The sequence below is a fragment of the Sphingobium sp. CFD-2 genome (assembly GCF_024611135.1).
Lineage (GTDB): Bacteria > Pseudomonadota > Alphaproteobacteria > Sphingomonadales > Sphingomonadaceae > Sphingobium > Sphingobium fuliginis.
In genome coordinates, this window is the sequence record NZ_CP084405.1 from 3,565,359 (window position 1) to 3,587,754 (window position 22,396).

Consider the following 22,396-nt stretch of genomic DNA (forward strand, 5'->3'; position numbering starts at 1 on the left):
TCCTTTGCCTTCGAAAGTCCCATTCTCGCCATGTCCATGCGTGACGATATCCGCCGTGAACTGCTGCCCAGGCTCAAAGCCGATTTCCAGTGGAAGACCGACAAGGGATCATGGCTGCGCCGTGGCAAATGCCCCGACTGCGGCGCCTTTGAGGTCTATACGAACGCCGACAGCCCTTGGGTGCTGAAGTGCAACCGGCAGGAAAAATGCGGGTGGGAAGAAACGGTTCGCGACCGCTATCCCGAAATCTTCGACACCTGGTCGAACCGCTATCAGAAGACCCGCGAGAACCCGCACGCGGCGGCCGACGCCTATCTCACCGACGCCCGCAAGCTGAACCTGATGGGGATGCGCGAGGCCTATACCCAGGAATGGTTTCAGGATCAGAAGCGCGGCATCGGCTCTGCGACCGTGCGCTTTCCATTGCCTGGTGGCAGCTGGTGGGAAAGGCTGATCGACCAGCCTGGTCGTTTCGAAAAGAAGGCCAATTTCGCTTACGGCAAGTCCTACAAGGGGCAGGCATGGCAGCGGCCTGACGTCTCGATCGAGGACATGGCCGATGCGGAAAGCATCTGGATTGCCGAAGGCATATTCAATGCCTGGGCGCTTGAGCAGGCCGGTCAGCGCGCCGTCTCCGCTATGTCCTGCAACAACTATCCCGAAGAGTTCCTGAAACAGCTTCGGGCGCATATCGCGACGTCCGACAAGCCCCTGCGCTCGCCCAGGCTGGTTTTTGCCTATGACGCCGGCGGCGCAGGCACCAGCGCGAGCCGTCAGCATGTGAAGCTGGCGAAAGAGCAGGGGTGGCAGGCGAGCGCCGCCCAGCCCTGCGGAGAAGACGAAACCGGCAAGGTGCTGGATTGGAACGACCTGCTGGGCCTCGACCGGCTGACCGCCGACCATCGCACCGAATATCTATGGTTCGGCAAGGTGCTGCTGGCGAAGGACGCCCAGGAAAAGGCTTTCCTGATCTGGGAGAAGCACCGCTGGACCAGCTTTCATTTCACCTTCGGCAACCGGACCTATTGGTGCGCGATCGACGTCGCCGTGGTGCAGGAGAAGATTGACGAATATCGCAAGAGCCGCACCCGCGAACTGAAGGACATCGACGCCAGCGTAGAGGCGGAAATTCGCATGCAGGCCTCCCGCGAGGCGCTGATGGTCGAGGAAATCGCCAATTGCGCATTCCGCGTCCTGTATCGCCAGCGCGACGACGCCACCGACGAAACCAAATTCTTCCTCAACATATCCTTCCCCAGCGGCAAACGCCCCTCAGTGAAGGGCGACTTCACCGCCGCCCAGCTGCGCAAGGCCTCGAATTTCGAAGACCGCCTGTTCGCCTTCGGTGGCGTCTGGACCGGCAGTGCCCACCAGTTGACCCGCATCCTGCAACAGCAGACGCCAGACCTTCCCGACGTGCGCCCCCTGGGCTTCACCGGCTACTGCCGCGACGCGAAGGCCTATGTCTTCGGCCAGTTCGCCGTCTCCGGAGGGCGGGTTTACAGGCCGAACGACAATGAATTTTTCCAGATCGGCAAGCAGGCACTGAAGCTGGGCACGTCCGAACGGCTGCTGGACATCGACTATGACCCCGACCAGCTGGATACCAGTTGGCTTCCCGACCTGTGGACTGCCTACGGCCCCAAGGGCGTCGTCTGCCTGACCTACTTCTTCGGTTCGCTCTTCGCTGAACAGGTGCGCTTTGCGCCGCTCAATATGAAGAGCTTCCCCTTCCTGGAAATGTATGGCCTCCCCGGCACCGGCAAATCCACGCTGGTCGAGTTCCTGTGGAAGTTGCTCGCTCGCGAAGGGCATGAAGGTTTCGACCCGGCCAAATCGACACCGGCGGCTATCGCTCGCCACCTGGGCAAGGTCGGCAACCTGCCTGTGGTTCTGATCGAAGGCGACCGTCGAGAGGAAGCCAGCCACTCCCGTAAGTTCGAATGGGAGGAACTGAAGACCGCCTATAACGGCCGCACCGTCCGATCGCGCGGTGTTCGCAATGGCGGCATGGAAACCTTCGATCCGCCATTCCGCGGTTCCATCGTCATCGAGCAGAACGAACCGGTCAATGCGAGCCGCGCGGTGCTGGAACGCATCATGTCGCTGGGCTTCGACATGGCCCACTTTACCCCAGAAACCAAGATCGCGGCCGAACGCCTTGAGCAGTGGCCGGTCGAAAAGATTTCCGGCTTCATCCTTCATGCGGTCCGGCGCGAGCAGGAAATCCTCAACCGCTTTGCCCAGGCCTTCGCGCAATATGAAACCGAATTGCTGGCGATGCCCGCGATACGCACAAACCGCCTCGCCAAGACGCATGGCCAGCTGCTCGCCTTTCTCGACGCGATCCGCACCATCGTCCCCATCAGCGATAGTCAGCAGGCAGAGACAGCCCGCTTCATCGTCCAGATGGCGAGCGACCGCCAACTGGCCGTCAACAGCGAAGACCCGATCGTCAGCCTCTTCTGGGAACGGTTCGACTATCTCGAAGAGAACGAAACCAAGGGTGCCGCCACCGGCAAGATCAACCACCATCGCCGGTGGGAAGAAGGGCTGATCGCGGTCAGGCTGAACGAAATGGAGGCCCGCTGCGCCGAAAAGCGGCTTCAGCTGCCCACCCATTCCGAACTGATCCGCGCCCTTAAAACCTCGAAATCCCGCCGCTTCATCGAACAGGCGACGGTCAACTCCATCAACGACAATGTCGGCGCCGTCCGCTGCTGGGTCTTCCATGACCCGTCGCGCGCGGTCGCCAAGCACTCCTGACAGCGAAAGGACGATCCATGCGTAACGCTCCCTCTTTGCTCGCCATGCTGGGCGAAACCGAACCGGCGGCCCGCCCCGTCATCATGCCCTGGGAATATGTCAAAATGCGCCGCTCCGCCGCCGGCATGACGATCGAACAGGCGGCACGCCCTTATTGGCATCGCCCCGAACACCAGGCCGACGTTGAACGGAATATCCGCGAACTCGAAACCGTGGGCTTTCGGATGCAGCGGCATTTCTTCGGTGCCGATATGTCGCGGGCCTATAGCTTCAACCTCGACGTCTATCGCCAGCTTTGCGACACCCCGCCCGAACAGCACCCCCGCCTGTGCCTGGCCTGCGGGTGGGACCAGTGGACGACGCAATACGACACCAACGGCAATGATGCCACCTGGTCGGAAACCGATCCCGATCTTTGCACCCGCTGCGAGCAGCTGGAACGCAAAAAGGTCATCACCTGATGCGGTGCCCCGACGTCATCCATGCCGCGACGTGCCGGTGCGACGACTGTCGCCCGCTGGCCGAACGCTTCGCTGAAGCCACCCTACGCACCCGCGCCCCGTTCGCCGCCGGCGCGATCGTCGCCGGCATCATCGTCGCCATCGTCGGCCCGCTGATCGCGGCCAACATCTCCAACTGAAGGGAATTTCCATGTCCGAAGGCAATGCAGCTGCTGAACAACTCCGCCTTTTCATCGAGCGCATCGAGCGCCTCGAGGAAGAGAAGAAGGGCATCGCAGACGACATAAAGGACGTCTATCTGGAAGCGAAAGCCAATGGCTACGACGTCAAGGCGATGCGCGATATCGTCCGCATCCGCAAGATCGAGCGCAATGCCCGCATGGAGCATGAGTCGATCGTCGACACCTACAAATCGGCCTTGGGCATCGAATGATGATCAAAGGCCTGATCCGCGTCCTCTTCATCGTCGCCGGGTTGCTGGCGATCCCCTTCATCATCGCGCGCGCCCTCGCCAGCGCGCAGGGAGAAAGCCGTTGACTGACCAAGCACCCGAACGCTTCCTACGGATCAGTGATGTCGTCGCCCGCACGGCCCTATCCCGATCACATATCTATGCGCTTGTCGGCCGCGAGCAGTTTCCCGCCCCGCGCAAGCTGGGCGCGAAATGTTCCCGATGGATCGAAAGCGAGGTGGATGCCTGGATTAGCAAGGCATCCTGACCCTATCGACCGGGCCGACCAGGCCCGGTCGCTGCCCATCGGATCGGCTGACCGATGTGGACCTGGGGGGGCCACATATCGGCCAGCAGAATGTTGGCCCATTCGCAGGCCAGTTCCCGCCGCCTCGTCATATAGGCGGCCCGATTATATGCCCCTTCCGACTCGGACGTTCCCTGCGGGATATGCGCCAGCATCAGGTCAATGATCGCGCGATCGGGCGATGCCCCGGTATGGCCGCTTTCTCGCCATTGCCGCTCCACCCGTTCATTCATGATGGTCGAAAAGGCCGAACGGAAGCCGTGCGGGACGTGCCGCTGGAAATACCCCGCGCGGATCAGCAGGGCGCGCAGGGTGTTTTCGCTCATCGGCTTGTGCGGATGTCTGTCGGTCGGAAAGACTAGGTCCAAATCGCCGGTCAGCGGCATCATGGCCTGGATCACCGCCACCGCCTGCGGTGACAGTGGCACTAGATGATCCCCTTCGATTTCCGCCTTGCGATCCTTGTCGCCCTTCATGCGGCGCGCGGGGATGCGCCATAGCGGCTCCTTACCGTCCAGCCCTTCGAATTCCGCCCAGCGCGCGCCATGCAGTTCGTTCGGCCGCACCGCCGTCAACGCGATCAGCCGCAATGCCAGCTTTGTTGGCGCGCGGCATCGCTCTGCCTCGCAATTTATCAGCAGCTGGCGCAGGTCATCCAGCTTCGTGATGGCTGGCTGTGGTTTCGCCTTGGGCTTCTTGGGCAACGCGATCGACAGGCTTGCCGCCGGATCAGAGATCCCGCGCCCCGTCGCCAGGGCATAAACGAATATCGCGCTGATCCTCTGGCGCGTCCTGTGCGCCGTCTCCACTGCGCCGCGCGCCGCGATGCCCTGCAGCAGCTTCAGCACCATCGGGGCGGTGATGTCTGCGATCGGCAAATGGCCGATCTGGGCGAAGACTTCCGTTTCAAGATTGTCGAGGACATCCTTGGTGTGGACCTTGGACCAGCGCCCCCTCTGCAACTCATGCCATTCGCGGCCGATGGCGCCGAAGGTTGGCCTGGTGTCGGCCACCGGCGCGGCGCGCTGGAACAGATCGACGGGCTTCGGCTCATTGCCCTTGGCAAGCAGCGTCTTCGCGACGTCCCGCGCCTCGCGCGCGTCCTTCAGCGATATCGCCGGATAGCTGCCGATCGTCAGCGTCTTTTGGATCGGCTTGCCCTGGGCGTTGCGGCCATATTGATAATTCATGCGCCAGGTGCGACCGCCGGCGGTGGATACGTGCAGATACAGCTGCTCGCCATCGGTCAGCTTGTAGGATTTTTCGGCCGCCCGCGCATTGCGCACCTTCGCGTCCGTTAGTGCCCCCATACCATATTCCTCGACTCTCATACCATGGATCACGCCATATGGCAGATCAGCTATATGAGAACAAATCGGGATCGCTGCGGACTAATCACGCAAAGAAAACGCCCGGATTTGCGGGGTTTCTGGCGTCATTTGGACTGTTCAAGAGAGAAAGGTGGCGGAGACGGAGGGATTCGAACCCTCGGTAGCCCCTTAAGGCTACGACGGTTTAGCAAACCGCTGGTTTCAGCCACTCACCCACGTCTCCGCACGAATTTGCCCACCGGATGAGGTGAGCAGTGGCTAGATGTCGGCCTATAGCGGCGGGTTTCATGCATGGCAACGGTCCGCAGCGGAGAAAAATCACCCGAATTCCGAAAAGCGGATTCGGACTGGCGCGGAATCGACTCGGGTCGCCGTTCGTTCATTGTCGTTTCAGCTTGTTCCCCGATAATCTGAAATATGGTTGAAGAGCGGGTTCTTTGGGGAGTAGCGGGCATGATCGGGATTTTGCGGCGGTTTTCGGGCCGCGCTGCACGGGCGGGCGCTTTGGCGGCCGCGCTGGGCGGCATCACGCTGGCGCCGGTCGCACAGGCGCAGGTGCGCACCGTCGACCCCAATAGCGCCATCGATTCCGATCTGGCCCCCGTGCCGCAGCAGGGCGGCAGCACGCCCACCGATCCCGGTGTGGACCCCAATGCGCAGCCGGGGAGCAGCGCGCCCGCCGACAGCGGCGCACCCTATAATCCGCCGCCGGTCAGTTCGGGCGCGACCGCAACTGGCGCGCCGGTGACGGCCAATTCTCCGCCGGCGGCGATCTCCCCCAGCGATTCCTACCAGGAAGACGATCTGATCGGCGCGGCCGAAGGGGTGTTCGGCAAGGGGGCGGAAGGTCTGGCCGGGATCATCGAGAAGATCCTGAAGGACCAGGGCCGCCCCAATGCCTATATCGCCGGGCGCGAGGCGTCGGGCGCGTTCGTCGTCGGCCTGCGCTATGGGTCCGGCACCCTCAATCACAAGGTAGAGGGCAAGCGGGAGGTATATTGGACCGGCCCGTCCATCGGCTTCGACGTGGGCGGCAACGCGGCGAACACCTTCGTGCTCGTCTATAATCTCTATGACACGCAGGACCTTTACCATCGCTTCCCGGCGGCGGAGGGCACCGCCTATCTGGTAGGCGGCTTCACCGCCAGCTACCTGCGTTGGGGCAGCGTGGTGCTGATCCCGATCCGGTTGGGCGTCGGCTATCGGCTGGGGGTCAATGCCGGTTACATGAAGTTCACCGAGAAGCGGAACTGGCTGCCCTTCTGACGGCCCGGGGACAAGTGCTGGTTTTACGAAGCCAGCCGTGACCTTCTCCCCTTTCTCCTCCACGACCGCCTTGGGCGGCGGTCCCATTCCCCATCTTTCGATAAGGAGGATTTGGGGGATTCGCTCCTGCCGCCCTCTAAAGGGAGAGGTTGAGCTGCTCGCCGGCCTCTTCCGGCTCCTCATGATCCAGATTGTGCACGCCCAGCCCGAGCAGCCTGGCCCCCATGCGCAGCGGCAACTGGGCCCGCAGCAGCGCCCGGCCCGTCTGCGCCAACAGGTCGGGGGAGCGCACCGGTCCGCCGAAGCTTTTCGACCGGGTGATGATCCTGAAGTCCGCGAACTTGACCTTGAGCACCACCGTCCGGCCATAGGCGCCGCTCTTTTCGATGCGGCCCCAGAGATTTTCCGCGATCCGGTCCAGTTCCGTGATCAGCGCTTCCTCCGTCACCAGATCGTCGAAGAAGGTATCCTCGACGCTTACGGATTTGCGTTCCTGCCGCTCATGCACCGGGCGGTCGTCCTGGCCCCGCGATGCGCGATAGTAGAATAGCGCCGCGCTGCCGAAATGATGCTGGAGAAAGGCAAGGTCGCGGGCGCGCAGATCGGCGCCCGTCTCAATGCCTAAGGCCTGCATCCGCTTCGCCGTGACCGGCCCCACGCCATGGATGCGCCGCACCGGCATCTTCGCGATGAAGGCCGCGCCGTCCTCCGGCCGTACGACGCAGATGCCATCGGGCTTGTTCTGGTCCGACGCCAACTTGGCGATCAGCTTGTTGTACGACACCCCAGCCGACGCGGTGAGCCCGGTTTCCTCCCGGATCAGGCGGCGGATTTCCTCCGCTATGCGCGTGGCGGAGGCGATGCCCGGCTTGTTCGACGTGACGTCGAGATAGGCTTCGTCCAGCGACAGCGGCTGGATGATGTCGGTGAAGCGCGAGAATATCTCCCGCACCTGCGCCGACACGCTGCGATAGACCTCGAAACGGGGACGGACGAACAGCAGGTCGGGGCAGAGCCGCCGCGCCCGCGCGCCCGGCATGGCGGAGCGGACGCCATATTTCCGCGCTTCATAGCTGGCCGTGGCGACCACCCCGCGCGGACCGCCGCCGCCAACGGCCAGCGCCTTGCCCCGCAACGAGGGATCGTCGCGCTGCTCGACCGACGCGTAAAAGGCATCCATGTCGATATGGATGATCTTGCGCGGCGGGGTCTCCATGACCCGCGCTTATGCCACAGGGCGGAACGGAAGGAAAAGGGGAGGGCGCGCTTCAGCGCCGCAACAGGCGCAGATTGTCGAGCAGCCATTCCAGATGCGCGCGGCTGATCCGGCTCCACACATTATAGGTGCAGCGCTGGCCGCCGACGCGCAGATAGGCAAGGGAATGCAGGCCTTTGCCGCCCGGATTGGCGGCGGGATAGCGCTGCGCGCCTTCCTGCCCATAGCCGGCAAAGGATGGGGCGGGCAGGCGCGCCAGTTCGCGCATATAGGGCCATTGTTCGGTCAGCCTGCGCCGCTGTATCCGCGCATCGGCCCGGTCGTCCGGCAGCAGGCCGGTTCCGGCAAAGCCATAGGCGCTGCGCAGCCCGGGAAGGTCGAAGGCAACGCCCCAGCCGCCGCCGAAGCTGGCCGCGCGCGGCGTACCCTCCGGATCGCCGGGCGCGGCGAGCGCAAGCGGCGCGCAGGACTGGCGGTTCTCCGCCTTGGCCCATTCGGCGCGGGCTCGCCGTTCCCCGATCAGCGTGGCGGTTTCCGCTGCAAAAGCCGGCATGGCGCCGGACAGCAGGGCGGCCGCCAGCGCTGCTCGCGCCAGCCTCATTTCCTGTCCTTGAGCGACAGCAGCGCGGCGAAGGGGCTGGCCTGCTCCTCGCTCAGCACGCCCGCTTCACGCAGGACTCCGTCGGCTTCCGGAGAGCGCGGATAGGGCGTCATCGCGAGCGCCACCGTTTCGGCCACCGCCTCGCCCATGTCGATGGTGAGGCCGTCGAAACCGATGGTGTCGCAATCCTCGGCGTCCAGCTCCAGTTCGTCGCCTTCGGGCGTCTCTTCCCCCTCCCTGACGAAGCGGAGCAGGAAATCGGTGTCCAGCTTTTCGGGCACCGCGACCCCTGTCGCGACACAGGGCTGGGCTAGGTCCGCGCGCACCCGCCCCCTGGCATAGATCGCGCCATTGTCCTCGTTCAGCGCGTAATCCGCCTCCAGCCTATCGAGCGCGAGCAGGTTGAAGCGCTTCGCCAGTGCCTCCCGCTCCGCGGCGTCGGCGGTGATGGTCACCGGCTGGGCATGACGGGCAAGCTGGTCGATTCGGACGGGCCGGGAGAATTCGGGGGCAGCGCTCATCCAAGGTCTCCCGCCATCAGCGCGTCGCGGCTGAGGCAGCCCAGCCTCACCCAGCGCGCGCGCAGATGCGATTCGACATGCGCCAGCGCGTCTGCCGACGGCGCATCGCCGCGATAGAGGTTGCGCGCAATCGCTTCGCTCAAGTCGGCCTCGCCCGACAGCGCCGCGCGATAGGCCGCCAGACGCCCGCCCAGCGCGCTCACCATGCGGCCGATATGCTTGCCGACGACGACGTCGCCAATCCCCTCCTGCCGCAGCTGGCCGTCCATGTCGTCCACGAACAACTCGGTCAGCCAGACGCTCTCCTGCGCGGCGCCCAGCGCCTCCAGCCGCATCAGCGCCTGGGCGAGGATGGCGACGATCATGTCGAAGCGGCCGTCCATCGTGTCGGGAACCTGCCCTTCGACATACCAATGGGGCTGGCGTCCCTCTGCGACGATGGCGTTGTACAGGGTGCGCATCGCGTCCCTGGGATCGCTCGGCGCGAACAGACGCTGGAAGATGCTGGGCATGAGTTTGACTGTTTCCTGGCTGGACCGATCGGCGGCCCCTTGCCGAGGCTCGCGCATTTCCATATTGATCGCCCCGGCCGCCCGATGCAATGGCGGCTTTGTTTTTCGGCAAGGTCCGGGGCAAGCCCCCGCAGGAGAAGTTCATGCGCCAGTTCAGCCGCCAATCCCGCAGCGGGCGGATTTTGCTTGGCGCAGGCCTTTGCGCGCTGCTGCTGGGCGCGTCGGGCTGTTCGCGCATCCGCACCCATCAGGGCTATCAGGTCGACAAGCTGCTGGTGGATTCGGTCCAGCCCGGCATCGACAACCGCGCATCGGTGGAAGGGACGTTGGGCCGGCCGAGCTTCGTCGCGCAGTTCGGCGACCAGGACTGGTATTATGTGTCGCGCGACATGCGCTCGCTCGCCTTTTCCAATCCCAAGCCGGTGTCGCAGACCGTGCTGCATGTGCGTTTCGACGCGGCGGGCAATGTCGTGGCGGTGGATCGCATGGGGCTGGAGCAGGTCGCGAAAATCTCGCCTTCCGGCGACAAGACGCCGACATTGGGCCGCCATCGCAGCCTGTTCGACGAGATTTTCGGCAATATCGGCGCGGTGGGCGCCGGCGGCATGGGCGGTGCAGGCGGCGGCAGCAACACCGGCGGCGGTCCGAACGGAAGCTAGAGCATCGTGTGCAAAAGTGGGAACCGGTTTTGCGCATAAAAGGATGCGACAACAAAAGCTTGGAGCGCGCGGCCTGCATACGATTTAGCGCAGCGCGCTCTGGAAGCGACCGGTTCCGGCCGGGCTTGGCTGAGCCCGAACGGTCCTCTTGGGTCGGCAACTGGCCGTCGCGGGCGGCATTCTCCAACCCTACACCTTCATGAGCAGACCATCGGCCAAGCGCATCGGCCGGTAGCCCAATGCCCGCAACCGATCGATGTTGAGGGCGGGAAACCCCCAATCCTGCTCTCTTCCCTCAACCTCATGAACGACCGGCGCACCGGTTTGCCTGGACAGCAGTTGCGCCAGTTCCGCCATGGTCGTGCGGACCCCGCTGCCGACATTGAAAGGCCCTGCCTCCTCATTGCCGAGCAGCAGCAACATGGCCCGCACCACATCGTCGACATGGACGAGGTCGGCTCCGAACCCGCCGCCGCCAAGCACGCGGATCGGCCCACCGCTGACGGCTGCCCCGGCCATCGCGGCCAGCGCGCCGCTTCGCTGGCCCGGCCCATAGACCGATGCCAGCCGCAGCGTCTGGAGCAGCACATCCTCCCCCCGGCAGCGTTCCGCCGCATAGATTTCCTGGGCGACCTTCGAACCGAGATAATAGCCCCTGCTGCCGGGAAAGAGGGGCGCATGTTCGTCCGGAGGCTGGGCAGCCGGCGCATAGGCATTGGCGCTGCTCGCCTGCATGATCCGCCGCACACCTGCCCGGATCGCCCCGTCGGCCAGTTTCAGCGTGCCGAGCGCGTTGATCCGCCAGCAACGCTCCGCTTCGGCCGGGTCGCCATGATCGGACGGGATATGTGCGGCAAGATGGACCAGCGCCGTGCAGCCGGAGAAATCCACCCCCTCGACCGCCATCAGGTCGAGAAACGCCCATTCATCCGCCGGATCGGCTTCCGGCGGCGGTCGGCGGCCGAGATGACGGACGCGCCAGCCGGCGCGGCGCGCGGCGGGCAGGAAAGCACTGCCGACAAAGCCCGATCCGCCGGTTAGCGCCAGCAGGGGGGCACGGTCGCTCATCGCACCCTGTCGATGCGCTCCTGCGGCACGAACATCTCGTCCCAATAGCGCAATATGACCCCCGACCGAACCGGCGGCTGCACGATGGGGGTGGCGTGGAGCAGTTTCCGCACGCACATCTCCACCTCGTTGAAGCCCGCCATGGCGCGCAGCGGCGTCGTGCCGGAAAATCGGGCGTTGATCTCGAACACGCGGGGCGTGCCGTCGGCGTCGGTGCGGAACTGGAAATTGGCGGGGCCATGGGGTTGCAGCGCCCGCCCCAGCGTCCGCACCTGCGCGTTCAGTTCCGGATAATCGGCAATATAGGCGCGATAGGTGTTTCCGTCGCGCAGGTCGCGGCGCATCACGATGGATGCCTGCACCTCGCCGTCGAAGACGAGCGTGCTGGCGGTATATTCGCAATCGGCGCTGCCCACGCATTGCTGCACGACGAGTCCGCCGCGTCCCTCCAGCGCCGACGCCAGTGCGGTGCGGTCATGCACAACCGACACGCCGACCGAGCGCGCACCGATCCGGGGCTTAACCACCAGCGGAAAGCCCGCCTTGTCGATCAGCGCCTCCACCGCTTCCCCATCCTCCGCCGCGGCGGACGCGGGGTGGGGCAGGCCGACGCTTTCGAAGAAGCGCGCCGTTTCCAGCTTGTCGTCCGCTATGGCGACGACGCGGGGATCGCTGACCAGCACATGCGTGCCGAACAGCGCCTCCAGCCGGCGCCGCTCCGCCGCGAACCAGGACAGTTCCACATCGGTGCCGACCAGCACCACGTCCGGCCGCTCCCGGTCCAGCAACTGGTGGATGCGGTCGCCAAAGGCCGGGTCGTCGGCAAAGGGCAGGCGATAGGCGGCGTCGGCCCAGTAGAGGCCAGCGGAAAGCGGATTGGGATCGGCCGCGATCACATGGCAGCCCAGCGCCGATTGCCGCAGCGACTTGATGATGCCCTGTCCCAGCACCGCGCCGGCTCCGGTGACGAGGACCTTCATGCGAAGAACCGGCAGAGCCGCTCCTGCGTGGCGGGGGACAGGGTGGTGGCGCGGATGGCGTGCACCTGGTCCTCCGGATCGAAATCGATGTCGCGGCTTTCGACGGTCACAAAATCTCCCCTGACTTCGATCATCGCCCATTTGGGCGTCCGGTCCCCATCGTCGCGCGGTTGGCCGAGCGAGGCGAGGGTGAAGATGGTGGCGGCGGCGCAATCATAGCGGCGATGCCGGTGAACATGGCCGAACAGGCCATAAAGGAACCCTCGCGCCGCGAGCGCGGCGGCGGCTTCCTCCGCCTCCTGCGTCGAGCGGATATAACGCCAGTCCCCATAGTCGAAGGGATTGGCATGGGCGGCGAACAGTGGCCCCAGCGACCAGCTTTCCCTCCAGTCGAAGGCCGCCATGCCGCCCGGCGGGATATGGGCGGCGGTCCAGTCGACGCTTTCGCGCAGCCAGTCGGGCAGGGCAGCGCGATAGCTCTCTGCTGCGGGCGATCCCCTGTACAGCATGTCGTGATTGCCGCTGATCAGGATCGCGCCGTCCCGCGCCGCCGCGCCCTGCACCAGTTCCAGCGTTTCCAGCGGCTGCACGCCATAGGTCAGCAGGTCGCCCAGGATCAGCATACGGTCGAACCCCTCCCGCCGCGCGGCGGTAAGGGCCAGTTGCAGCGGGTCGCTGGCCGCATGGATGTCGGTCAGCGCGGCTATTCGCATGGCGACACCGGCCGGGCCAAGGGCGGGGCGAAGCGGAGGCGGCGGGCTTCGATCAGTTCCCGGTACAGGTCGAGATGCGCCCCTGCGCAGTTTTCGATGGAGAAGCGCCGGGCGACCCGCAGAGCGCCCTGCGACAGCGCGGCGTAGCGGGCGTCGTCGCCCAGCACATCCGCCATGGCCTGCGCCAGCGCGGCGGGATCGGAGGGCGGGACGAGCTGGCCGTTGACGCCGGGAGAGACCATTTCCCGGTTGCCCGCCACCGCAGTCGCGACGATGGGCAGGCCGCTCATCGCGGCCTCTATCATCGCGATGGGAAAGCCTTCCCACAGCGAGCAGTTCACGAACAGGTCCGCCTGCCGCATCAGCGCGTCGACGTCGCTTCGGGCGCCGAGCAGTTCCACCGGTTCTCCAGCCGCCTGCACCGCAAGCCGGCCGAACTCCGGCCCCGCCCCGGCGATGCGGATGCGGGCGGAACGGCCCCGCGCCGCCAGCGCATCCACCAGCGGCCGGGCGGCGCGGAGCAGGGTGGGATAATCCTTCTGCGCCGACACCGTGCCTACGGCGAGGATCATCGGATCGCGACCGGCGGCTGCGCGCGGCTGCCCGGTCCGGAAGCGGGCGCCGGCGGCGTTCAGGATCATGCGGATCGGCTTGCGGGCATGGCCGCGCAGCAGCGCCTCGCACTGGTCGCTGATCGCGACATAGCCGTCGACGATGCAGTTGAAGAGGGCGAAGGCCGACGGAGGAAAGGAGAGGCGGCTGTTATGATGGGTCAGCACCACCGGCACGCCGGGCATGGCCAGGGCGAGGGGGAGGAGCGCGCGGGCGCTATGGGCGTGGATCACATCGGGCCGGATCGTCCGCAAGGCGCGGCGCAGCGCCAGCGCCCCGCCGGGCAGATTGTTGCGATTGGCGAGTCCCAGGGAAAGGGCGGTGGCGCCGCCAGCCCGCACCCGCGCCATCATCGCCGCCTCGGTATCCGGCGCATTGCCGACCTGCGCGGCGTCGCTCAGCGAAAGGACCGCTGGCTGATGCCCGGCCCCCGCAAAGGCCTCCGCCAGATTGCAGACCAGCATCTCTGCCCCGCCGGACGTAAAGCTGGTGATGATCGAACAGATGCGCATATCAGCGCGCCAGGTCGACGCCAGTGGCCGCCAGCAGCGCCAGGGCGCGGGGCGACAGGTCGGCGCGGCAGCGTTCCAGCACCAGATCCGCCTGGTCGGGCCTCAGCCACTCGCCGAAGGCGCCTGCCTTGCCGCTGCGCATGCGCAGGCTCTGGTCGTCCTGACGGTCATAATCATGGCCCGGAATGCCGCTTTCCCGCTCCTTGTCGCGCATCCGGTCGAACTGCGCGGCGGCCACGGCGCGGGCGAGCATGTCGGCCTGCGGCTCGACACCCAGAAAGGCGAGGATGGCGGCGGCGGTCGGCATCGGTTCGGCCAGCATATGCTCATAGCTGATCAGGTGATGCGGTCGCCCCGCCAGCCCCGCCGCCCAGCCGTTCAGATAGCCGGTGAGCGCCGCCATCCCATATTTGGGCTCATCGAGGAAAGCCGCCATGTCGCCGGAAAAGCTATGCTTGTGCCGGGTCGCGTGGAAATAGGCGGACACGATCACGTCGCGCGGATCGCGGACCAGGAACAGGACCGGCCGGTCGAGGAACAGCCGCTCGCGATAGGGCAGGTGGCTGACCAGGATCAGCGGCAGCTCGGCCTTGCCCGCCCGCCCGATGAAGGCGTCGATGCCGCGCACCGGATCGCGGTCGAAATTGGGCAGGATGCGGAAGGTGCTGGTAAGATCGGGCTCGAAGCCCAGCTTCGCGCTTTCCGCGAAATAGCAGGAGAGCAGGTAGCGCAGCCATGTCCGCCCGCTCTTGGGGTAGGACACGAGAAAGGCGTCGGCCCGCGCCGCCGCCAGCCGCAATGGCGGTTCGTCCCGCAGCCGCCGACGCATCGCCCGCGCAAAGCCCTTCAGCGACATCATGTTCATGATCCTGCCCTCACGCGATGATGGTCGAGAATGCTGGTGATGACCGACTGCCAGCGGGCAAGCACCCGATCATGGCCGAAATCGGCCATCCGCTCCCGCGCCGCCTGTCCCAGCGCCGCGCGCCGCGCCGGGTCGGCGCACAATGCCACGATGGCGTCGCCCAGCGCCGCGCCGTCGCCATTGGGCACCAGCAGGCCGCTTCGGCCATGCCCGATCATTTCGGCCGGACCCCATTGGCAATCGAAGGAGACGACCGGCAGGCCCGCGCCCATGGCCTCGCCCACGACGATGCCCCAGCCTTCGAAGCGGGAGGAGAGGACGAACAGGTCGGTCTGGGGAATCCAGTCGCCCGGCCTTTCCGTCACGCCGGGCAGGCTGACCCGACCGGCCAGGCCCAGCCGGTCGCGCTGCCGCTCCAGCGCCGCGCGCTCCGGCCCCTCGCCCCAGATCACCAGCTTCCAGTCGGGAATGCGTTGCGCCACATGGGCAAAGGCGTCCAGCAGCAGGTCGAAGCCCTTTTGCGGCACCAGACGCCCCACGGCTCCGATAGTGCGGCCGTCCGACCGGCGATCCGGCGCGGCGCCGGCAGGCGGCACCGGATTGGGGATCACCCATCCCTTCACGTCCATGGCGCCCCTGAACCAGTCCATCGCCCCTTGCGTCATGGTGATAAGGCCCACGGCATGGGGATAAGTCATCTGCCGCAGCCGGCTCCAGACCGGCCCTACGGTCTGGAGCGCGGGATTGTTGCGTTCCGACACGATCACGGGGATATGCAGCGACCGCGCGGCCAGCACGGAAAGGATGTTGGTGCGCGTCAGGAAGCTCACGACCAGTTCCGGCCGCACCGCCTTCAGCGCCCGCCTCAGCAGCCTCTGCCGCCGCAGCATCGCCAATGCACCGGTCGCGGCGGCGCGCCGGCGGGACTTCATGCCCAGCCTGACGATCCGCACCTCCGGATGATAGGCGTAATAGGAGGGGGCGGACGGCTCCTCGAACACGATCAGGGTGATGCTCCAGCCCTGCGCCGCGAAATGGTTGCACAGCAGGCTGACGATATGTTCCGACCCGCCGGCGCCCAGCCCCGGAAGGACGAAGGCGAGCATGGGTGGCCTGGATGCTCTTACCAGCATGGCGGCGGGGTCCTGTATAATCACGCTGTTATGCGGGGCCAGTGTCTTTGGCGGGCGATCCCGAGTCCATTGCGCGAAGGGGTTAGGGGGTGGCGCTTTGGATCAGTCCTGTCCCACCCCGGCACGGCTGCGCGTCAATAATGGATGCGCAGTTCAAGCCCGGCGCGGGTGCGGTCGAATTCGTCCAGCGCGACGCTGCTGTCGCGTTTGGAAAAGCGCGCTGTCGCCGCGATGGCGACCCGGCGGTTGACGGCATATTCCAGTTCGCCGGTGACGCCATAGAGATTGTCGGTGTCGTCGACGCCGAAATATTTGCTGCGGCGGTAGAGAATCCCCAGCCGCCCCCTCAGATTGTGGCGGATTTCCTGGTTTATGCCGAGCCGGAAGCGCATGTCCTCACGCGATTGCACCCCGGTCCTGTAGGTGGCGACATTGCCGACGAAGCCGTCCAGCGTGATGGTGGTGCGCGGGCGAGGGGCATAGGTCAGCCCGATCTGCACCGACATGCGGGTTTGCGATTCGATCCGCCTGTCCTTCGCGTCGAGGCGATAGACGCCCACCGCGGCATCGCCGCGCAGCGTGCCGCCCGGATCGATTGCGATGCCGACCCGGCCGCCATAGGTCGACGCATCGCGGTTGAACTGGCCTGGCACGGGGGCCAGCCGGAAATCGCGATGCGCCGCGACGCCCTCCACGAAGAGGCTCGTCAGCGGCGACACGCGCAGCATCACCCGCGCAAGGCCGCCGACGGCATCCAGGTCGCGCTCCTCGTCTATGGCGCGGGTGTAGCGCATCCGCGCGCCGGTCGCCTTGAACAGAAATCCGATACGCGAACCCTGATGCAGATAGGACAGGTCGCCCTCCACCAGATTGAGTTCGCGCGGGCCGATGCCGGGCAGGGTGTTGCCCTCCGGCTCGCCTCGATCCTCTATGATATGTTGCCAACCGGCGGCGACGTTCAGCCGGTTGGCGGCCGACGGGTTCCAGTTCAGCCCGGCCGACAGGCGCCCGCCCACCGCATCTTCCTTGTCATACTGGAAATATTTGCGGAAATCCCCCTCGGCCCGGGCGGTCAGCTCCAATGCGCCGCCCTTGCGCAGCAGGTCGACATAGGGGCGGAACTGAAGGCGGAAATCGTCCTTCTCGCCAAAGGCCTGGGCATAGATATTGCTGTCATATTCCAGCCGGGCGCTGCCGCCGATCCTGACGGTCGCGCTGCCCAGCGCCAGCGGCGTCGGTTCGAACAGCGCGGCGGGTTCGCCCTGCAACGGGTCGGAAGCGTCCATGTCCTGCGCCTGGGCGTCAGGCAGGGCAGCCATCAGCAAGAGGGCGGCCGCGCCCCCCGAGGCCGGACCAAATGCCGGGCGGCGCATCAAAACCACTTCTCATAGATGCGCAGCGTGTCGCCCGGCTGGATCATGTCCCGCTCGCCCGCGCGGCCGACCACCTGCCGCCCGTCGACCATGCGGGTGATGGCGACGCTGCCCTGTTCGGCGCGAAAGGTGTATCCGCCCGCAACCGATACCGCCGCCAGCACCGACATGCCCGCGCGATATTGATATTCGCCGGGACTCTTCACCTCGCCCAGCACATAGAAGGGGCGCAGCTTCACCGGCTGCACGCTGACGGTGGGCGCATTGAGCAACTGGCGCTGGGTCAATTGCTGGGCAATGCTGGCCTGCAATTCCGGCACCGTCTTGCCGCCCGCGTCGACATCGCCCAGCACCGGCAGGGAAATCTGTCCCCGATCGTTGATCGTGTAGCTGCTGTCGCCGGAGTCGGTCCCGCTGAGGCCCGGAATCGCCACCCGCACCTCGTCCCCCGCGCCCAGGCGATAGGCCACGGTCGGCGCGGGCGGAAGGCTGGCCAGGCCCGACAGCCCGCTCGAACAAGCCGTCGTCAGGGCGAAAAGGCCAAGGAAAAGGCCATGATGAAGCCGGTTGCGCATCTGTGTCCCCTCTGGATGGATAGGGCGGAAGTTTAAGCCCTTTGGCTGATTCAGGGGCGGGCAATAACGGCTGGCGGACGGGCAAAAAGGGGCGAGAGCCGGAGCGCTTTGGGGATGATACGAAGGAGGCGTGCCTGCCATATCGTGCTCCTGAAGGCAGGAGCAGCTACCGTCAGGCAGCCAGTTTCCTATCCTGCCTCCAATGGCTGAGGTCCCGTCCGATCAGCTCCTCCAGATCGGCGATGTCCCGCGCATAATAATCGACCATCCGCTGGCGGAGCATCGCCGGCAGGGGCGGATAGGCGATCTGCCGCGCGAACATGCCGCGCACCTTTTCGAACATCGCATTGCCGCGCAGGGGCCGCACCGCTTCCTTCAATGGCGCCAATGCGGTGCGCACGGGCAGGGGCAGGAATCTTTCGCTGCTGTCGTTGCGCGGGTCGGCACCCACCTGCGTCGAATAATGGCAGGGGGCGCCGATATGGTCGCTGACGATGGCGACGCTCGCTTCCGGCGCGGCCTTCACGTCCTCGAACAGCAGCACCTTGATCTGCTCGGCATCGAAATGCGTGAGCCAGCGGCGCAGATGCCTGGCGTAAAGCCCGTCCTCCAGAAAGCGCGGCTGGTCGCTTGGCCGCCCGTCCAGATAATGTTCCGGCCCCTTCGTCACCGTGCCGCGCCGGAACAGCATCTTGTAATCCGAATAGGCGCGGTCGACCGGATTGCGGAGCTGCACCACCAGTCGCGCCCTGGGCAGGACGGCGGCGAGACGGGCGGGCGCGTCCGGATGGGCGAGATAATCGGCGGACTTTTCCCCCAGCATCTGGTCGGGCCGGGCGCCATCGAAGAAACGGCGGTAATGGTCCAGGCCGCGCGCATGGTCCTGGCTGAAGAAATGCGGCTCCGGCGCGGGCAGGTAGATGGCCGGGTTGTCCTGAAGCTGGTTGTGGATCCAGGTCGTCGCGCCCTTGACGGCGCCGATGATGACGAAATGCGGCAGGCGGTCGTTGGTCATCCTCTTTCCCCTCTTCGTCCGGATGGCAGTTCCGCCATGGCGATCTCCAGGCAGTTGGCGAGGCGATGCATGTCGCCTTCGTCCAGCAGATGGTCGACCGGAAAGGCGATGCTGCGGCGGCCAAGATCCTGCGCCACCGGCAGGGCGCCGTCGCGGCGCACCTGTCGGTCCGCAAAGGCGGCTTCGCCCGTCATGTCGGCGCAGGAACCGCTGCCCACGGGCATGCCCATCTGCGCCATACGGCCTATGATCGGCGTGGTTCCCGTCTCCCCCAGCCGGTCGGCGGCGATGGTCACATAGAGCCGGTAGAAGGCGTGACCGACCTCGGCCGGAATTTCGGGCACCTCCACCGCCCGATTGGCGCGCAGCAGCCGCATGAGGGTCGCGGCGTTGCGACGGCGGGCGGCCAGCCAACTGGGCAGCTTGGCAAGCTGCGCCCGCCCGATGGCGGCTTGCATCTCCGTCATCCGCCAGTTGCTGCCGAAGCTGTCGTGCAGGTAGCGAAAGCCGTTCGTCGTGGCCGGCGCGAAGAATTTGTCCGGATTCTTGCCATGGTCCTTATAGGCCCAGGCCCGTTTCCAGTGCGTTTCCTGCCGCAGCAGGAGCATGCCGCCTTCCCCGCCGGTGGACATGATCTTGTCGGTGCAGAAGGAAAAAGCGGCGGCATCCCCAAAGCTGCCCACGGCCCGGTCGTGAAGGGTCGCGCCATGCGCCTGCGCGCAATCCTCGACCAGCCACAGGCCGCGTTCATCGGCCAGCGCGCGCAGCGCCGTCATGTCGCAGGGCCAGCCCGCCAGATGCACGCATATTATCGCCCGGCTGCGCGGCGACAGCATGCGGCGGGCGGATTCCGGGTCGATATTGTTGCTGACCGGATCGATGTCGGCAAAGACCGGCGTTGCGCCGACCGCGACGATGCAGGCCGCGCTGGCGAAGAAGCTGCGCGAGGGCAGGATCACCTCGTCTCCAGCGCCGACGCCCAAGGCCCGCAGCGCCAGTTCCAGCGCGACCGTGCCGTTGCTGACCGCGATGCCGTGGGGCATGCCGCAAAATGCCGCGAACTCGGCCTCGAAGGCGCGGTTTTGCTCGCCATGGACCATGGCATTGACCCGCCCGGTCTCCAGAACCCGCGTCACCGCCGCGATCTCGTCGGGCTCATGCTGCGGCCAACGCAGCGCGGCATGATCGAGCGGACTGAGGCGGAGCGGAAGCTGGGGCGGAATCTGGGCTTGGGCAGGCGCGGCTTGCATCATTGTTCCCCCAAAAAGTCAGGCGACATCGCGCGGCAGCGGCGAGGACAGGACGGCTGGAATGTCCGTGGGGCGCGGCGGCATCATCAGCAGCGTGTCGGAACTTTCCGCCGCCAGCCGCCGCAATATCTCCGCCCAGCGCGAACTGGCGGAGGCCGCGACCATCTCATGCGTCAGCCGCACCAGCTCATCCGCGTCGCCCGCCGCGATCAACCGGGCAAGCTGGGCGAAGCCCTCCACCAGCATCTCCAGCGGGATGGGGGAGGGCATGGCCTCGAAAATGCCGGGAATGGCGCTTTCGATCTTGTCCTCGCTGCTGTCGAACAGCTCCTCGAACAGCTTTTCGCCGGGACGAAGCCCGATGAACTTGATCGGCACGTCGATTTCCGGCCGCAGCCCGGCCATGCGGATGACGCGGCGCGCGATCTCCACGATCTTCACCGGCTCGCCCATGTCGAGGACGAAGATGGTGCCGCGTTCCGAATCCGTCTCCAACGCGCGGGCGCTGCTTTGCAGGATCAGCAGCACCGCCTCCTGCACCGTCATGAAGAAGCGTTCGATGTCGGGATGGGTGACGGTCAGCGGCTTGCCGCTGGCGAGCTGCTGCTGGAACAACGGGATCAGCGAGCCGCTGGACCCCAGCACATTGCCGAAGCGCACCGTCAGGAAACGCGGACTGTCCGGATCGCAACTGCCGATCAGGTCGAGCGCCTGGCAGTATAGCTCGCCCAGCCGCTTGGTCGCGCCCATCAGGCCAACGGGGTTTACCGCCTTGTCGGTCGAAATCTGAATCATCGCGCGGGCTTCGAATTCGCAGACCGCGTCCGCGACATTGCGCGTGCCCAGAACGTTCGTATGCACCCCGGCGCAGGGATTGGCCTCCACCATCGGCACATGCTTCAGCGCGGCGGCATGGAAGACGATCTCCGGCCGCCGCCGCTCGAACACCTGCCAGAGCGCGGGGCGCTGGCGGATCGAGCAGAGTTCGGCGTGGAAGCGGACATGGGGGAATTTCTCCCGCGCCTCCATCTCTATGGCGTAGAGATTATATTCGCTGTGATCGAGCAGCACGATCTCCGCCGGGGCGTAATAGGCAAGCTGGCGCACCAGTTCGCCGCCGATGGTGCCGCCCGCGCCTGTCACCATGATCCGCGCGCCGGTGACGACACGTTCCAGATAGCTGTGCTGCACCGTGATTTCCGGCCGCCCCAGCAATTCCGCGAGCGGCATCTTCTCTATCGCCATTCGGTCGCCGCTCAGCGGCTGGGCGCTGGTCCAGGGATTGCGGAAGCGGGAGACCACCAGATTTTCCTGCTCCGCCAGCGCCGCGATGCGCAATATCTGCTGCCGGTCGAGCCGCTCGCTGCTTTCCTGCACCACCAGGCTGACTGGCCGCCGGCCTGCGCGGTCGAGGTCCGCGACGATCCGGGGGAGCATCTCGGGCGAGCCCAATATCGGCAGTCCGCCGACATGCAGCCGCCGCTCATGCCCGTCGAAGGAGATGACGCCGACGATCTCCAGGCCCGAATGGGCGTCGGTGGGGACAAGGTCCGCCATGACCCGCGCCCAGTCCAGTTCGCCGAGCAGGAGGATGCGCCGGCGCGCCTGCACTGTCCGGCGGAGCCGCGCGGAGCGGACATGCTTGAAGAACTGCCGCCGCAGCACGCGCACGGCCAGCAGCGCCGCGACGGTCAGCGGCACGTCGACGGTCAGGAAGACGGTCATGGGCCCGCGCATCATCTTCTGCGGCACCAGCAATCCCGCGGTGATCATCCATATGAGCCAACTGCTGGCGAGCAGGCTGGCCGCCAGCGACAGCGCGTCGCCGATGGACAGGAAGCGCCAGCTTTGCCGATAGGTGCCGACGACGAACAGGACGCTGAGGTTCACGCCGACGAACAGGGCCATGAACCAGGGTTCCAGGAGCGTCCGGGGCATGGGCAGGTCGGACAGGATCAGCCGGGAAAGCACGAAGCTGCCCAGCATGATCAGCGCGTCCAGCGCCAGGATGACGGCCAGCCTGATCGCCCAGAAGCGCGTGGCGCCCCGCGCGGCGAAGGCGCGCGCGGCTGCGTCCAGTCGCAGGAGCATGGCGGCGGGCGGCGTTTGCGCAACGCTGTCCTGCCCGTCCGGCCTGGCTGATGCGATGTTCGGCATTCCGATGTCTCCGAGTCCATGGTCCGCCGGTTGCGGGGGCGGAGGGCTGCCT

23 protein-coding genes and 1 tRNA gene are annotated in these 22,396 nt (G+C 66.0%); 7 read left to right on the plus strand and 17 right to left on the minus strand.

Annotated elements, in window-relative coordinates; translation table 11 throughout:
- Positions 1 to 36 precede the first annotated feature (36 nt).
- From LDB29_RS17705 to LDB29_RS17725, 5 genes are all read left to right on the plus strand, one after another.
- On the plus strand, positions 37 to 2,766 hold the full coding sequence (locus LDB29_RS17705; RefSeq protein WP_257555095.1) for a toprim domain-containing protein: 2,730 nt from the start codon (positions 37 to 39) through the stop codon (positions 2,764 to 2,766).
- A 17-nt stretch (positions 2,767 to 2,783) separates the two neighbouring features.
- Positions 2,784 to 3,227: a hypothetical protein gene (locus LDB29_RS17710; RefSeq protein WP_257555097.1), complete on the plus strand. Its 444-nt coding sequence runs from the start codon at positions 2,784 to 2,786 to the stop codon at positions 3,225 to 3,227.
- On the plus strand, positions 3,227 to 3,406 hold the full coding sequence (locus LDB29_RS17715; RefSeq protein WP_257555099.1) for a hypothetical protein: 180 nt from the start codon (positions 3,227 to 3,229) through the stop codon (positions 3,404 to 3,406). Before LDB29_RS17710 ends, LDB29_RS17715 begins: the two co-directional genes overlap by 1 nt.
- An 11-nt stretch (positions 3,407 to 3,417) precedes the next feature.
- Positions 3,418 to 3,660: a DUF2312 domain-containing protein gene (locus LDB29_RS17720; RefSeq protein ID WP_257555101.1), complete on the plus strand. Its 243-nt coding sequence runs from the start codon at positions 3,418 to 3,420 to the stop codon at positions 3,658 to 3,660.
- 100 nt (positions 3,661 to 3,760) lie between these two features.
- The gene (locus LDB29_RS17725) at positions 3,761 to 3,946 is read left to right on the plus strand and encodes an AlpA family transcriptional regulator (RefSeq protein WP_257555103.1); all 186 of its coding nucleotides are present in this window, start codon (positions 3,761 to 3,763) and stop codon (positions 3,944 to 3,946) included.
- Between the two features lie 2 nt (positions 3,947 to 3,948).
- Here the strand turns inward: LDB29_RS17725 and LDB29_RS17730 are convergent, their stop codons facing one another.
- The gene (locus LDB29_RS17730; RefSeq protein WP_257555105.1) at positions 3,949 to 5,295 is read right to left on the minus strand and encodes an integrase arm-type DNA-binding domain-containing protein; all 1,347 of its coding nucleotides are present in this window, start codon (positions 5,293 to 5,295) and stop codon (positions 3,949 to 3,951) included.
- Positions 5,296 to 5,447: 152 nt separating this feature from the next.
- A tRNA-Ser gene (locus LDB29_RS17735) sits at positions 5,448 to 5,539 on the minus strand.
- A gap of 230 nt (positions 5,540 to 5,769) precedes the next feature.
- Between LDB29_RS17735 and LDB29_RS17740 the strand changes: the two genes are divergently transcribed.
- Entirely contained in the window at positions 5,770 to 6,582 is an 813-nt protein-coding gene (locus LDB29_RS17740; RefSeq protein ID WP_044660476.1) for a DUF1134 domain-containing protein, read from the plus strand.
- A gap of 136 nt (positions 6,583 to 6,718) precedes the next feature.
- On the opposite strand, the gene dinB is transcribed toward LDB29_RS17740, so the two are convergent.
- From dinB to LDB29_RS17760, 4 genes are read right to left on the minus strand one after another with little or no spacing between them, the layout of a single operon-like run.
- Positions 6,719 to 7,798 (minus strand): DNA polymerase IV, encoded by a 1,080-nt coding sequence (dinB, locus tag LDB29_RS17745; protein WP_044660475.1) that lies wholly within the window; start codon positions 7,796 to 7,798, stop codon positions 6,719 to 6,721.
- Positions 7,799 to 7,850: 52 nt separating this feature from the next.
- Entirely contained in the window at positions 7,851 to 8,399 is a 549-nt protein-coding gene (locus tag LDB29_RS17750) for a hypothetical protein (RefSeq protein WP_061934940.1), read from the minus strand.
- On the minus strand, positions 8,396 to 8,920 hold the full coding sequence (locus tag LDB29_RS17755; RefSeq protein WP_044660473.1) for a DUF177 domain-containing protein: 525 nt from the start codon (positions 8,918 to 8,920) through the stop codon (positions 8,396 to 8,398). Before LDB29_RS17755 ends, LDB29_RS17750 begins: the two co-directional genes overlap by 4 nt.
- Positions 8,917 to 9,432: a ubiquinol-cytochrome C chaperone family protein gene (locus tag LDB29_RS17760; RefSeq protein ID WP_044662835.1), complete on the minus strand. Its 516-nt coding sequence runs from the start codon at positions 9,430 to 9,432 to the stop codon at positions 8,917 to 8,919. Before LDB29_RS17760 ends, LDB29_RS17755 begins: the two co-directional genes overlap by 4 nt.
- An 89-nt stretch (positions 9,433 to 9,521) precedes the next feature.
- On the opposite strand from LDB29_RS17760, the gene LDB29_RS17765 reads away from it, so the two are divergent.
- Positions 9,522 to 10,091, plus strand: coding sequence for an outer membrane protein assembly factor BamE (locus LDB29_RS17765; protein WP_037481813.1), 570 nt, complete (start codon positions 9,522 to 9,524; stop codon positions 10,089 to 10,091).
- 189 nt (positions 10,092 to 10,280) lie between these two features.
- Here LDB29_RS17765 and LDB29_RS17770 read toward each other — a convergent pair whose 3' ends face one another.
- The 11 genes from LDB29_RS17770 to LDB29_RS17820 all read right to left on the minus strand — a co-directional run bounded on the left by LDB29_RS17770 (position 10,281) and on the right by LDB29_RS17820 (position 22,344).
- Complete coding sequence (locus LDB29_RS17770) at positions 10,281 to 11,159, minus strand: NAD(P)-dependent oxidoreductase (RefSeq protein WP_257555113.1); 879 nt, start codon at positions 11,157 to 11,159, stop codon at positions 10,281 to 10,283.
- Complete coding sequence (locus tag LDB29_RS17775; protein WP_257555115.1) at positions 11,156 to 12,139, minus strand: ATP-grasp domain-containing protein; 984 nt, start codon at positions 12,137 to 12,139, stop codon at positions 11,156 to 11,158. The genes LDB29_RS17770 and LDB29_RS17775 overlap by 4 nt, the downstream gene beginning before the upstream one ends.
- Positions 12,136 to 12,852 carry a metallophosphoesterase gene (locus LDB29_RS17780; RefSeq protein ID WP_025550772.1) on the minus strand — a complete coding sequence of 239 codons (717 nt, stop codon included), beginning with the start codon at positions 12,850 to 12,852 and terminating at the stop codon, positions 12,136 to 12,138. Before LDB29_RS17780 ends, LDB29_RS17775 begins: the two co-directional genes overlap by 4 nt.
- Positions 12,843 to 13,976, minus strand: coding sequence for a glycosyltransferase family 4 protein (locus tag LDB29_RS17785; protein ID WP_257555116.1), 1,134 nt, complete (start codon positions 13,974 to 13,976; stop codon positions 12,843 to 12,845). Before LDB29_RS17785 ends, LDB29_RS17780 begins: the two co-directional genes overlap by 10 nt.
- A 1-nt stretch (position 13,977) precedes the next feature.
- Positions 13,978 to 14,835 carry a sulfotransferase domain-containing protein gene (locus LDB29_RS17790; protein WP_257555117.1) on the minus strand — a complete coding sequence of 286 codons (858 nt, stop codon included), beginning with the start codon at positions 14,833 to 14,835 and terminating at the stop codon, positions 13,978 to 13,980.
- Positions 14,836 to 14,837: 2 nt separating this feature from the next.
- The gene (locus tag LDB29_RS17795; protein ID WP_025550776.1) at positions 14,838 to 15,947 is read right to left on the minus strand and encodes a glycosyltransferase family 4 protein; all 1,110 of its coding nucleotides are present in this window, start codon (positions 15,945 to 15,947) and stop codon (positions 14,838 to 14,840) included.
- A gap of 161 nt (positions 15,948 to 16,108) precedes the next feature.
- The gene (locus tag LDB29_RS17800; protein WP_257555118.1) at positions 16,109 to 17,293 is read right to left on the minus strand and encodes an outer membrane beta-barrel protein; all 1,185 of its coding nucleotides are present in this window, start codon (positions 17,291 to 17,293) and stop codon (positions 16,109 to 16,111) included.
- A gap of 53 nt (positions 17,294 to 17,346) precedes the next feature.
- On the minus strand, positions 17,347 to 17,922 hold the full coding sequence (locus tag LDB29_RS17805) for a polysaccharide biosynthesis/export family protein (protein ID WP_025550778.1): 576 nt from the start codon (positions 17,920 to 17,922) through the stop codon (positions 17,347 to 17,349).
- Positions 17,923 to 18,094: 172 nt separating this feature from the next.
- Positions 18,095 to 18,937 (minus strand): sulfotransferase, encoded by an 843-nt coding sequence (locus tag LDB29_RS17810; RefSeq protein WP_044660467.1) that lies wholly within the window; start codon positions 18,935 to 18,937, stop codon positions 18,095 to 18,097.
- Entirely contained in the window at positions 18,934 to 20,190 is a 1,257-nt protein-coding gene (locus tag LDB29_RS17815) for a DegT/DnrJ/EryC1/StrS aminotransferase family protein (protein ID WP_257555119.1), read from the minus strand. The genes LDB29_RS17810 and LDB29_RS17815 overlap by 4 nt, the downstream gene beginning before the upstream one ends.
- 15 nt (positions 20,191 to 20,205) lie before the next feature.
- Positions 20,206 to 22,344, minus strand: coding sequence for a polysaccharide biosynthesis protein (locus tag LDB29_RS17820; RefSeq protein WP_061934918.1), 2,139 nt, complete (start codon positions 22,342 to 22,344; stop codon positions 20,206 to 20,208).
- Positions 22,345 to 22,396 lie beyond the last annotated feature (52 nt).

Coding starts and splice junctions, on each gene's coding strand:
- LDB29_RS17705 (WP_257555095.1), top strand. CDS start 37: ATGCGTGACGATATCCGCCGTGAACTGCTGCCCAGGCTCAAAGCCGAT.
- LDB29_RS17710 (WP_257555097.1), top strand. CDS start 2,784: ATGCGTAACGCTCCCTCTTTGCTCGCCATGCTGGGCGAAACCGAACCG.
- LDB29_RS17715 (WP_257555099.1), top strand. CDS start 3,227: ATGCGGTGCCCCGACGTCATCCATGCCGCGACGTGCCGGTGCGACGAC.
- LDB29_RS17720 (WP_257555101.1), top strand. CDS start 3,418: ATGTCCGAAGGCAATGCAGCTGCTGAACAACTCCGCCTTTTCATCGAG.
- LDB29_RS17730 (WP_257555105.1), bottom strand. CDS start 5,295: ATGGGGGCACTAACGGACGCGAAGGTGCGCAATGCGCGGGCGGCCGAA.
- LDB29_RS17740 (WP_044660476.1), top strand. CDS start 5,770: ATGATCGGGATTTTGCGGCGGTTTTCGGGCCGCGCTGCACGGGCGGGC.
- dinB (WP_044660475.1), bottom strand. CDS start 7,798: ATGGAGACCCCGCCGCGCAAGATCATCCATATCGACATGGATGCCTTT.
- LDB29_RS17750 (WP_061934940.1), bottom strand. CDS start 8,399: ATGAGGCTGGCGCGAGCAGCGCTGGCGGCCGCCCTGCTGTCCGGCGCC.
- LDB29_RS17755 (WP_044660473.1), bottom strand. CDS start 8,920: ATGAGCGCTGCCCCCGAATTCTCCCGGCCCGTCCGAATCGACCAGCTT.
- LDB29_RS17760 (WP_044662835.1), bottom strand. CDS start 9,432: ATGCCCAGCATCTTCCAGCGTCTGTTCGCGCCGAGCGATCCCAGGGAC.
- LDB29_RS17765 (WP_037481813.1), top strand. CDS start 9,522: ATGGCGGCTTTGTTTTTCGGCAAGGTCCGGGGCAAGCCCCCGCAGGAG.
- LDB29_RS17770 (WP_257555113.1), bottom strand. CDS start 11,159: ATGAGCGACCGTGCCCCCCTGCTGGCGCTAACCGGCGGATCGGGCTTT.
- LDB29_RS17775 (WP_257555115.1), bottom strand. CDS start 12,139: ATGAAGGTCCTCGTCACCGGAGCCGGCGCGGTGCTGGGACAGGGCATC.
- LDB29_RS17780 (WP_025550772.1), bottom strand. CDS start 12,852: ATGCGAATAGCCGCGCTGACCGACATCCATGCGGCCAGCGACCCGCTG.
- LDB29_RS17785 (WP_257555116.1), bottom strand. CDS start 13,976: ATGCGCATCTGTTCGATCATCACCAGCTTTACGTCCGGCGGGGCAGAG.
- LDB29_RS17790 (WP_257555117.1), bottom strand. CDS start 14,835: ATGATGTCGCTGAAGGGCTTTGCGCGGGCGATGCGTCGGCGGCTGCGG.
- LDB29_RS17795 (WP_025550776.1), bottom strand. CDS start 15,947: ATGCTCGCCTTCGTCCTTCCGGGGCTGGGCGCCGGCGGGTCGGAACAT.
- LDB29_RS17800 (WP_257555118.1), bottom strand. CDS start 17,293: ATGGCTGCCCTGCCTGACGCCCAGGCGCAGGACATGGACGCTTCCGAC.
- LDB29_RS17805 (WP_025550778.1), bottom strand. CDS start 17,922: ATGCGCAACCGGCTTCATCATGGCCTTTTCCTTGGCCTTTTCGCCCTG.
- LDB29_RS17810 (WP_044660467.1), bottom strand. CDS start 18,937: ATGACCAACGACCGCCTGCCGCATTTCGTCATCATCGGCGCCGTCAAG.
- LDB29_RS17815 (WP_257555119.1), bottom strand. CDS start 20,190: ATGATGCAAGCCGCGCCTGCCCAAGCCCAGATTCCGCCCCAGCTTCCG.
- LDB29_RS17820 (WP_061934918.1), bottom strand. CDS start 22,344: ATGCCGAACATCGCATCAGCCAGGCCGGACGGGCAGGACAGCGTTGCG.